5 protein-coding genes are annotated in these 4,197 nt (G+C 48.3%); 4 read left to right on the top strand and 1 reads right to left on the bottom strand.

What is annotated here, in order from left to right; translation table 11 throughout:
- Positions 1-41: 41 nt before the first annotated feature.
- The 4 genes from WBV27_RS06915 to WBV27_RS06900 all read left to right on the top strand — a co-directional run bounded on the left by WBV27_RS06915 (position 42) and on the right by WBV27_RS06900 (position 2,944).
- Positions 42-332, top strand: a complete 291-nt coding sequence (locus WBV27_RS06915) for a hypothetical protein (protein WP_424200612.1) — start codon at positions 42-44, stop codon at positions 330-332.
- Positions 333-380: 48 nt separating this feature from the next.
- The gene (locus WBV27_RS06910; protein ID WP_424200610.1) at positions 381-1,304 is read left to right on the top strand and encodes an exonuclease domain-containing protein; all 924 of its coding nucleotides are present in this window, start codon (positions 381-383) and stop codon (positions 1,302-1,304) included.
- Between the two features lie 11 nt (positions 1,305-1,315).
- On the top strand, positions 1,316-2,170 hold the full coding sequence (locus WBV27_RS06905) for a MurR/RpiR family transcriptional regulator (protein WP_424200608.1): 855 nt from the start codon (positions 1,316-1,318) through the stop codon (positions 2,168-2,170).
- Between the two features lie 402 nt (positions 2,171-2,572).
- Complete coding sequence (locus tag WBV27_RS06900; protein ID WP_424200606.1) at positions 2,573-2,944, top strand: hypothetical protein; 372 nt, start codon at positions 2,573-2,575, stop codon at positions 2,942-2,944.
- Between the two features lie 67 nt (positions 2,945-3,011).
- On the opposite strand, the gene WBV27_RS06895 is transcribed toward WBV27_RS06900, so the two are convergent.
- Complete coding sequence (locus WBV27_RS06895) at positions 3,012-3,902, bottom strand: DMT family transporter (protein ID WP_424200604.1); 891 nt, start codon at positions 3,900-3,902, stop codon at positions 3,012-3,014.
- Positions 3,903-4,197 lie beyond the last annotated feature (295 nt).

Below are 4,197 nucleotides of genomic sequence, written 5' to 3'. Positions count from 1 at the left end.
TTTGTGGTAGAATAGGCTTACGAAAAAGGGAGGAAATTTTGATGACAGAAAAAATGAAGCAAGGGCTTTTGTTGACCTTTGCCACGGTTGTCGGCTTCGTGATCGGCTACCTGAATCCGGCGACTTCCCAAGCACTCTTATCAGGCATCGGCTGGATTGCGGGGATCGGCATGTTCTTCCTCTTCCGACGCTCCAATAAAAACCCGGCCCGAGATTATACAGCAAGCTGGGCCTATATTTTGATCCGCATGCTGTTGTTCTTCATCATCGGTGCCGCGTTGGGCAGCATGATCCCTTATTACCAACAGATAATGGCTTTGCAGCAGCAATAGGCCATTTATTCATTATTCAATAAACAACCAAAAGGAGTATGTATGCAAATGGATTACGTCGCCATTGACTTTGAAACTGCAAACAGCCGTGGTGACAGCGTCTGTTCAATCGGCTTGAGCCGCTTTTCCGACGGGAAGGAAGTCGACCGCTATTACGCGCTCATCAATCCGCGCCAATATTTCAGCCGCGGGAACATCCAAATCCACGGCATCACCGAGGCCATGGTCGCCAGGGAGCCTTCCTTCGACGAACTTTATCCGGACATCCGTTCTTTCATCGGAGCAGATCCGCTTGTGGCCCACTTTGCCCAATTCGACATGAGCTGCCTGCAGCAAACGATTGAAACCTACAAACTGCCGAAGATGCAGAATGAATTTTTCTGTTCCTGCAAGATGGCCCAGCGCATGCTGGATTTGCACAATAACCGCTTGCCGACCGTTCTGGACTACTTCGGCATGACGATCGATAACCACCATAATGCCGTGGAGGATGCGGTCGCCTGCGGGCTGATCACCAGCAAAATGCTGGCGCAATACAACTACGACATCCAAGGTTTTCTGGACGAATACCAATACCGGATGGGAAAATTATTCTCGCATGCTTTCGGAGTGGCTAAAGGCGGCAAAAGCACCCCTGCCAAACGAGCAAAAGCGGCAGCCCCACTGAAGCCGAAGAACCTGCTGTTCGACAAGGAACACGTCTTTTACGACAAGCATGTCTGCTTCACAGGCCGCTTCCAAAAATTGAAACGCAATGATTTGGCGCAGCTCATCATCGATGTCGGCGGACACTTCGACGCCAAGCTGAGCTACGAAACACTCTACCTGGTCGTCGCCGACAGCGATTGGCGCAAAATCGGTACACCAAGCGAGAGCCGCAAAATCCAAGCCGTCCGCGAACTGCAAGGCAGCGGCCACAATCTGACGCTGCTGTCTGAATCGGATTTCCTGCGCATTTTTTTGAAAAAATGAGGTGACGAGAGATGAACATCTTCAGCAAAATGGACAATTTAGTAAGCCTGACCGAAAATGAGAAAATTTTGGTTGCATATATAAAAGAGAATCCCGAAGCTTTCGTGAAGATGACTTCAGCGGAAATCAGCGAAGCCAGCTTCATTTCGAACGCAACCATCTACCGTTTGTGCAAAAAATTGGATCTGGCCGGACTTTCCGAGTTGAAGATCCTGGTATCTTCTTCGGTCGGCGACTATCTGAAGGAACGAACGACACTGGATTTCAACTATCCGATCCACTCCAATGAAACCCAATATCAGATCACGCGGACGATGCAGGAACTTTATGAACAGACCGTGGTGTCCACGCTCAACCATCTGGATCTGGAGCAGCTGCGGCAGGCGGCTTCCTTGATGAAAAAGGTACCGGCCATCGATCTCTATACTTCTGCCGGGAATCTGTTCTTCGCCGAGAACTTCAAATTCCAGATGCAGGAGATCGGCAGATTCGTCAATGTCCCGATTGAGGAGTATCATCAACGTTTGACGGCGGCCGCGAGCGACTCTTCACATCTTTCCATCGTTGTTTCATTCGGGGGTAGAGGGGTTGTCATCCCCAAGATCGTGAATATCCTAAAGAAAAACAAATCGCCAATCCTGTTGATTTCGTCGACCGAAGAGATTCCCTTCGCAAAAGCTGCCACACATCATCTTTACATGAGCTCGAATGAGAGTCACTATAACAAAATTTCTTCGTTTTCGACCAGGCTTTCGTTGCTATTTTTGTTGGATTGCCTGTACACCAGTTATTTCAAACTTGATTATGACCAGAATGTCTCACTGAAGATGGATTATTATAAAAAAATCAGTTTCATAAAGCCTTGACGTTCAATCGGATTTGCTGCTCCGATTGAAAAAAATTTCTCACGATAAACGAAAACAGAGTCGGAATTTGTGACAGATTTCCTTCATTCCTCTCAAATCTCTTTTTCCGCGCAGCTTTATGGCTTATACTGAACGCATCCATAAATGAGGAAACTTCACCTTCCAGAGAAGCCTCCTCCCGGCGTGAGATCGCTCAGTCAGTAAGCGTCGGAAAAAATGACTCCATTCCTGAGAAAAAATTGTCTTACCCGCGTACTGCCATACGCAACGAGACGTTCTTCTCTGCGAAACCCGGACAAATCTGTCCGGGTTTTTGTGTTTCTTTTAGGCTTATCGCTTAGCTCCTTGGTATAATAGGAACGAAGGATTGCTACTGTTTTTCTTGTGGAAGAAGGAATCGATATGTTTAAAAAGACAGGAGACAAATCAGGGGAAGCCACCTTGTACAGTGGTAGGATGAGTTGGTGCCGAAGCGAACAGTCCGCTCTGGACGGTTTTGGCTTTTTGACCGACAAGCAACTGCGCTTTGATATGCCGGAAATAGCCAAAATCATGACGAAAATTTTCTTCAAACCTTTTTCAAAGGCCTTCGCTGACGGCATCTACGACATCGCTATCCCATACGATGACATCAGGAGCGTACGGTCAGGCACTTACGGCCTCCGCAAAGCACTGATCATCGAAAGGAAAAACGGGACCCTCTTCAAGTTCGCAGTCAATAACTATGACGCATGGGAGAAAGCCATCCTGAAACGCATGACAAAAATCGCTTAACAAATGAATGTCTGCCGAACGGCAAAAAGCGGAAACGAGGCTGACTCGTTTCCGCTTTTCTTTTTTGCTACTCTTTGCTGATCGCAATTTGTTTCTCTTTGTTGCCCAAAAATTCGTTCAGGAAGGCCGCGGCGAGTATCAGTACGCCTCCCGCCAATTGAATGGGTGACAGGTCTTCTTTCAGGAATACAGCTGAAACCACGATTGCCGTCACCGGATCGACATAGCTGAGCACAGCGAATGTCTGGCTCTCGACCGCCTGGGCGCCCGCAAACATCAGCACATAGGCAATCCCCGTGTGGATGATCCCCAAAACCAGCAGACTGGTGACGGAACCTCCAGTCAATTGTCCCAATCCGAACCCGGAAGTAAGTGCGACATACGGAGTCAGGATTCCGGTTGCGATGACGAGCGTCAAAGCAGTCAAAGGGATCCCGCCAAGACCCGCGATTTTTTTGTTGGACATGATGGCCACCGCATAGAAAAATGCCGCAGCCAATCCGAATCCGATTCCGACCGGATGATTATATGCGCCCGCGTTGGGGCTCACTCCGATGATCAGGAACATCCCCAGCATCGCCAAAAGGACACAAGCGATCTTCTTCGCGGTCAAGGATTCCTTGAAGACGAACGGCGCCAACAGCGTCATGAAGATCGGTTGGAAATAATAGCTCAACGTTGCATTCGATACCGTCGTGTAACGGAAAGCTTCAAACAGCAAGATCCAGTTCATGCCTACAGCAAAACCCGACAGCAACAGGAACTTGGCATTTTTCCTGACCAACGCCAAAGGAATCCTTTCCTTGCGCACCAACAAGGTTCCCCAGAGGAACAAACTCCCCAAAGCGCCCCTGAAGAAGGCAACCTGATTGGAAGCCAAGTCAATATTCTTAACGAAGATGCTGATCGTCCCGAATATCAGCATCGACAGCATCACTTTCCCTTTTCCTTTCGACACAACCCCACACCTTCCCTTAATTGATGAAAATAGTACACCCATCATATCACAGAGTTTGTTGGCCGGGGATAATTTCCGCGCAAAAAAATACGGAACGCGCAACCATCTGCGTTCCGTATTTTTTAATGAATCATTTGCCCTTAAGCCATTGCTTCGTGCGCTCCCCATGCGGGTTCATCCGAAACTAATCGATTGCCGCAGTGATGATGGAAGCTTCCCTGATTTCTTCTACTTTTTTTGGTTTCTTTGCCTTTTCAGGTTTCTTTCCTGCGATATAACGGACAACGGATTCCCA

This window comes from Trichococcus sp. (assembly GCF_049589555.1).
GTDB lineage: Bacteria > Bacillota > Bacilli > Lactobacillales > Aerococcaceae > Trichococcus.
This window is presented reverse-complemented; position numbering and strand designations above follow the sequence as displayed.